Source organism: Piscirickettsia salmonis LF-89 = ATCC VR-1361, from assembly GCF_000297215.2.
Lineage (GTDB): Bacteria > Pseudomonadota > Gammaproteobacteria > Piscirickettsiales > Piscirickettsiaceae > Piscirickettsia > Piscirickettsia salmonis.
In genome coordinates this window covers 79,062-85,320 of record NZ_AMFF02000069.1, presented here as the reverse complement: position 1 = coordinate 85,320, position 6,259 = coordinate 79,062, and the positions used below count along the sequence as shown (strand labels likewise).

The following is a 6,259-nucleotide window of genomic DNA, read 5'->3' as shown; positions in this document are numbered from 1 at the left end:
TCACCATACTTGTCAAAATATTAATTCCCTTTACATGAGCGCTTTTGCTGTGTGAATAATGCCAACAAACCACATCATTCTCATCTGTCGCTGCGAGCCATGGAGTGCTAAGCACGGGGTGAGTAGGCCGAGGTAGGTTCGGGTTTTTAGCAGAGCGGAGTTGCGAAAGGCCGTTAGGTCTGTAGCAAGCGTAACGAGTGTCTAAAAATCTATACGAACCGTAGAGTCATGTGAGAGCACAGTAGTGGAGTGTGCCGATTCAAGGCACGTAACGCTGTGTGACGCGGACAGCCGAGGGTTTATAGTCGTCGCGTTTTGCTCGGCGATTTTGCATCATTGGATGTGCAAAATACCTACCGAGGTAGCGACGCTTACGGTATGTTAGGCTAAATTTTGAAGGAGAATATTTAATGATGAAAGGATTGATTGGTATTTTATTACTGATAGGTTTTTTGGCTATTGTTATCACTTATTGGGTTGCCCGTCTTGAAGTGCCTGTACTTGTCAGTTATGAATTACAAAAAGTGTTGTCTTTAAAGATAAACTCAGAAATTTTTAATTTAAGTTATAAAAAAATAGATGCAGGGTTTACCTTTTTTTTAAATGGTAGTTTTCAATTGGATGACGTAACAGTGAAGTTAAAGCGCTTTCCCGAGGTGTTATTGATGTCCCCTAAAGTTGCCGTGACTGGATTTAAGTTGAGCAAGGTCAAAGGTATTCAGGTGGACTCATTTGTTATAACAGGTCATCAATGGCTAGGTGATGGTGTTAATCGCTGGTCGTTAGGTGTTCGCTATTATCAAGACTCTCAGAATAAAAAGAAAAACTTAGCATTGAATGTCTACAAGCAAGAGACTCTTATCGGTGAATTTTTTGCTGTTTTGCCGGTCGAAGAGTCTTTGTTTAAAGCGTTAAATAACTGGTCATTAGGGCGAAAAACTGCTGGATTGAAGATCAATTATACAGACCATGGTTTAAGAGGGCAACTTGCTGGGTTTAAATTTCATGTTGCGGAGTTGGGGCCTGTGTTAGACCATGTTAAAGCGAGCTAAATTCTAGGAGTACCGGCTTTTTTAGTCTAGAATGGCCCCTTTGATTGAATAGTTGAGCGTAAAGAAGGGTCATAATGGCAAGACGGCGACACAAACCTGTTCCTAAAGAGCCTGTGCAAGTAGTCATTGATAAAATAGATCATGAGGGGAGAGGGATTGCTTACCATGATGGACGAACTGTCTTTGTTGATGGTGCTTTACCTAAGGAAGAGGTGGTTTTTCAGTATGTATCGCGTCGTGCTAAAGTTGCTGAAGCACGTACGCTTGATGTCATACAAGCTTCAAGAGAACGGGTTGATGCAAAATGTGCTCATTTTTATTTATGCGGTGGATGCTCGTTGCAGCACATGTCTCCAGAGGCGCAGATTGATTTTAAGCAACATACGCTTTTAGAGCAACTTAAGCATTTTGGTCAGATACAGCCAGAGCAGGTGTTAGCGCCATTAGTGAATACAATGCCTTGGGCGTATCGTCGTCGAGCACGCTTAGGGGTTCGTTATGTTCATAAAAAAGAGCAAGTTTTAGTCGGTTTTCGGGAAAAACACAGCAGTTTTTTAGCTGACCTATCAAGTTGTCAGGTATTAACAGCAAATGTTGGTGAGCATTTAGAAGCATTTAAGGTGATGTTTTCAAGCCTTGATGCTAAAGAAACGATTCCTCAAGTTGAAGTGGTGGTGGGGGATGATCAAACCGCACTGATTATTCGTCATTTAGAGCCATTAAGCGATCATGATTTAAAAGCATTAATCGAGTTCTGCCAGCGTTTAAATTTTGAACTGTACTTGCAACCTAAAGGTCCGCTGACGATTCATCGTATTTACCCTGAGCCTGTGTCAGGTCGCTTGCCTGGGCAAGAGCGTTTATCTTACTGTTTGCCTGACTTTAATCTTGAATTTAAATTTCATGTCAGTGACTTTACTCAGGTTAATTCTGAGATCAATCGTCAGATGGTGCCTTTGGCAGTGAATTTACTGGCGCCTGGTGACGATGATAAAGTATTGGACTTATTCTGTGGTTTAGGCAATTTTACCTTGCCGATTGCAACACGTGCTAAAGAAGTTGTTGGTGTTGAAGGTAGTGAGCGCATGGTTGAACGTGGCTATGAAAATGCCAAGCATAATAATTTAAACAATGTGCGCTTTTATGCGGCAGACTTATCACAGCCAGAGCATAAGGCCTCTTGGTATGATGAGCAATATGATTTGATTTTACTCGATCCTGCCCGTAGTGGTGCGGATGTGCTGCTGAATCATATAGAGCGTTTTAGTGCTAGGCGCATTGTTTATGTGTCTTGTAATCCCGCAACATTATCACGTGATGCGGGCATTTTGGCTCAAAAAGGTTATCAGCTAAAAAAGGCTGGGGTGATGGATATGTTTCCGCATACCGTTCATGTTGAGTCGATTGCATTATTTGAAAAATAATTCAACGTCTAGAGCGAGTATGTTGGGTAAGAGTATGTTAGGCTAGAAATCTGCAAGTGAATCATAGTGGAGCGTAATATTCATGGTACAAGTGCGGGAGAATGTGCGTCCTTCACTCGATGAGGATGTGACTCGGATTGAAAGTTGGCTAAGCAGCGTTCATGAGACCTTAGGGTATCAAGATGAGCAGATGACCTTAATTGCGAAAGCCTGTGAATTAGCACAGCAATATGGACGGGAAACTGCTGCATTATGTGGGCATAGTGCTTATTATCAGGGCGTGATGATGGCCGATATTTTGATTGAGCTGCACGTTGATCATGAAACTTTTGCTGCTGCCATCATCTACCCACTGTATTATTACGGTGCAGTAAGCTGTGAAGTAATTGAAACTGAGCTATCTTCTGCAGCTTTGGTGCGTATTGTTACGGGCGTTAAGCGCATGGAAGCGATGCAGACTATCCGTCGTGGTCAAGATATGGCCTCGATGGATCGCTTGCGTAAAATGCTGCTCTCTATGGTTGAAGATGTGCGTATTGTACTAGTGAAACTGGCTGAACGTGCGTTTGCATTACGGGTGATTAAAGAAGAAGCAGAGCCGGTTCGCAAGCAAATCGCTTTAGATGTGCAAGAGATTTATGCACCTTTGGCCAATCGCTTGGGGGTGGGGCAGCTAAAATGGGAAATGGAAGACCTTGCTTTTCGCTATTTAGAAAAAGAGACGTATAAACGCATAGCAAAACTGCTTGATGAGCGTCGTTTGGATCGTGAACGCTATATTCGTGATGTTATCAATGAGTTAGAAAGTGCTTTAGCAAATGCACATATTGAGGGCGAAGTGAGTGGTCGCGTTAAGCATATTTATAGCATTTGGCGCAAAATGCATAAAAAAAGCTTAGCGTATGATGAAATTTATGATGTTCGTGCTTTGCGTATTATGGTCGGTGAAGTCAAAGATTGTTATGCCGCCTTGGGAATTGTGCATTCATTATGGAAGCATATTCCACGAGAATTTGATGACTATATTGCAACGCCAAAAGAAAATGGTTATCGCTCAATTCATACCGCAGTTGTTGGGCCTGAAGGAAAAACCGTTGAAGTGCAAATCCGGACTTTCAATATGCATGAAGAAGCAGAGTTGGGTGTTGCTGCGCATTGGCGTTACAAAGAAGGAGTCAAGCACGATGCGAGTTATGAATCGAAAATTAACTGGTTAAGGCAGCTACTTGATTGGCAAGAAGAGGTTGCAGATGCCAATGATGCGATTGAAGACTTAAAAGCACAGGTGGTTGATGATCGGGTATATATCTTTACTCCCAAAGGGGATGTAATGGATTTACCACGTGGAGCAACACCATTAGATTTTGCTTACCATGTACATACCGAAGTGGGTCATCGCTGTAAAGGTGCTAAAGTCGGTGGTGTGATTGTCCCATTAACTTATGAGCTTAAAACAGGCGATCGTGTTGAGGTGTTAACCGCAAAAAATGGCCAGCCGAGCCGTGATTGGTTAAGCTCGCATTTAGGTTATTTAAAAACCACACGGGCACGTAATAAGGCTGCTTCTTGGTTTAAGCAGTTACGCCGTGAGGATAATATTATTGAAGGCCGTGCCTTGTTAGAGCGAGAGGCGGAGCGTTTAGGTATTGAAAACATTGATTATGGTCGGTTGACTGAGCGTTATAAGATGCACTCTGTGGATGATATTTTCATTGGTGTGGCCTGTGGCGAGCTGAGACCTTTGCAATTGCTTAATTATTTACAGCCGAGTATCGATAAAAAAGAAGAGCTTATGCCTGTTGCTCACGCTGTATCTTTATTGCAAAAAGAGGCTCAGCTCGGTGAGGTGGTGGTTGCCGGTGTTGATAATTTAATGACACATATGGCGCGTTGCTGTAAGCCGGTTCCAGGAGATCAAGTGGTCGGTTATATTACGATGGGGCGCGGTATTTCTGTGCATCGACAAAATTGCTCAAATGTTGCCTTCGAGCATGTAGAGAAATCACGTTTGGTGGAAGTGCAATGGGGAGACGTTGAATGTCAGTCTTATCCCGTGGATATTTGTATTTGGAGCACTGAGCTTGATCATACCACCAAAGCGTTGATGATGTTATTATCCGGTGAGAAAATATCAGTACAGTCTTTAAATGTCCAGCGTGAGAAAAAAGGTCAGCCCGCGGTGGTTTTAGTCACGCTTAAGGTAGAAAGCTTGACGATACTTGGCCGGTTATTAGATAAAATTCAACAACTTACTTCGGTCATGGAGGTGACGCGTAAGCGATGAGCGTCATGATGAATTTATGAGTACAGAAGAAAAAAGTGCAAAGCTAAATATAGAAGTTATTATTGAGCAACTACTGGATCAAGTACATGGAGATTCATGGTTGAGCGAGCAGTCTGTTGACCAACTAACGGCTTACATTATTGAAGAAGCCTATGAGTTGGTCACGGCCGTTAGTACAAAAAACTCTTTATTTATTAAGGATGAATTAGCTGATGTATTGTATCAAGTGTTATTGCAAGCTCATCATCAAGCTATCAGTTTAGGTGAGGTGATACGGCATCTAGAGAAAAAATTAAAACAGCGTCATGCTCATGTATTTAATAATATCGATGGACAGGCTGGGCAGGTTAAAACCCAGTTCAGACTCAATCATCCAGAGCAGTCGTGGCTAGAGATAAAAAATCAAGAAAAGCAGCAAGCGCCTATGCAATTATTAGATCATGTGGCTGATTGTTTGCCTGGGTTGCAAAAAGCATTAAAAATGCAACGTATTGCTGCAAAAGTGGGTTTTGATTGGCCTGATGTCAGTGGGGTTGTTGATAAGTTATACGAAGAAATTGATGAGTTGGTCAATGCGGTTAAAGTAGGTGATCAAGTATTAGTCCATGATGAGATGGCAGATGTGCTGTTTTCGAGTGTTAATGTTGCCAGAGTGCTGAATATTGATCCTGAGGTGGCACTGCAGCAAGCGTGTTGTAAGTTCCGTCAGCGTTTTAATTATATTGAAAATGAGTTGAAAAAGGCAAAGCTTAGCCTCAATGAGGCTAGCCTTGAAAAAATGGATGAGTTATGGTGTGAAGCCAAACTGACATTAAAGCCTGACGGACAGTGAGTGTTGATCTGAAGCGAGGTCATTTTCAGCATGGTGCGTTTTGATAATTTTTATGACTTCATCAGGCGTATCTGCCATTTCAAATAAGTTCATATCTTCAGGGGAAATCATTTTTTGTTTCACTAAGACGTCATCGAACCAGCTGACGAGTCCTTGCCAAAATTCAGAACAGACAAGGATAATGGGAATTGCACGTACTTTGGCGGTTTGGATTAGGACAAGAATTTCGCTGAGTTCGTCCAGGGTGCCATAACCACCAGGCATGCAGACATAAGCTGAAGCGTATTTAATAAACATGGTTTTACGTGAGAAAAAATGACGGAATTTTAAGCTGATATCTTGATAAGGATTATTACATTCTTCAAAAGGCAACTGGATATTAAGGCCAATACTGAGGGATTTTCCCTCTGAAGCACCCAGGTTACCTGCTTCCATCATACCAGGACCGCCACCGGTGACAATAGAAAAGCCTTCGTCAGAAAGGCGACCAGAGATTTGTTGAGCAAGCTTAAATTGAGGATCGGATGAGGGGGTGCGTGCTGAACCAAAAATACTCACAGAGGGACTAATATGCGAAAGACGCTCATAACCTTCGGTAACCCTCCCTTAAAATGAGACAACTCATAACTGGAATCTTCTGTTAACATTTTCAAACAGGAGAGCATAT

The 6,259-nt window shown here is 42.3% G+C and carries 5 protein-coding genes; 4 read left to right on the top strand and 1 reads right to left on the bottom strand.

Annotated features, from left to right (window positions below):
• The first annotated feature begins 410 nt into the window (after positions 1-410).
• From C200_RS07435 to mazG, 4 genes are all read left to right on the top strand, one after another.
• On the top strand, positions 411-1,052 hold the full coding sequence (locus tag C200_RS07435; protein ID WP_032126517.1) for a hypothetical protein: 642 nt from the start codon (positions 411-413) through the stop codon (positions 1,050-1,052).
• A gap of 74 nt (positions 1,053-1,126) precedes the next feature.
• A complete protein-coding gene (gene rlmD / locus C200_RS07430; protein ID WP_016211474.1) occupies positions 1,127-2,476 on the top strand; it encodes a 23S rRNA (uracil(1939)-C(5))-methyltransferase RlmD in 1,350 nt (449 codons plus the stop codon).
• A gap of 82 nt (positions 2,477-2,558) precedes the next feature.
• The gene (gene relA / locus C200_RS07425; protein ID WP_032126518.1) at positions 2,559-4,760 is read left to right on the top strand and encodes a GTP diphosphokinase; all 2,202 of its coding nucleotides are present in this window, start codon (positions 2,559-2,561) and stop codon (positions 4,758-4,760) included.
• Positions 4,761-4,776: 16 nt separating this feature from the next.
• On the top strand, positions 4,777-5,592 hold the full coding sequence (gene mazG / locus C200_RS07420) for a nucleoside triphosphate pyrophosphohydrolase (protein WP_016211478.1): 816 nt from the start codon (positions 4,777-4,779) through the stop codon (positions 5,590-5,592).
• Here the strand turns inward: mazG and C200_RS07415 are convergent.
• Entirely contained in the window at positions 5,572-6,150 is a 579-nt protein-coding gene (locus tag C200_RS07415) for an LOG family protein (protein ID WP_016211477.1), read from the bottom strand. The genes mazG and C200_RS07415 overlap by 21 nt on opposite strands.
• Positions 6,151-6,259: the final 109 nt, after the last annotated feature.

Bases quoted from the DNA above. Each gene is read 5' to 3' on its own strand.
- C200_RS07435 (WP_032126517.1), top strand. From the start codon at position 411: ATGATGAAAGGATTGATTGGTATTTTATTACTGATAGGTTTTTTGGCT.
- relA (WP_032126518.1), top strand. From the start codon at position 2,559: ATGGTACAAGTGCGGGAGAATGTGCGTCCTTCACTCGATGAGGATGTG.
- rlmD (WP_016211474.1), top strand. From the start codon at position 1,127: ATGGCAAGACGGCGACACAAACCTGTTCCTAAAGAGCCTGTGCAAGTA.
- mazG (WP_016211478.1), top strand. From the start codon at position 4,777: ATGAGTACAGAAGAAAAAAGTGCAAAGCTAAATATAGAAGTTATTATT.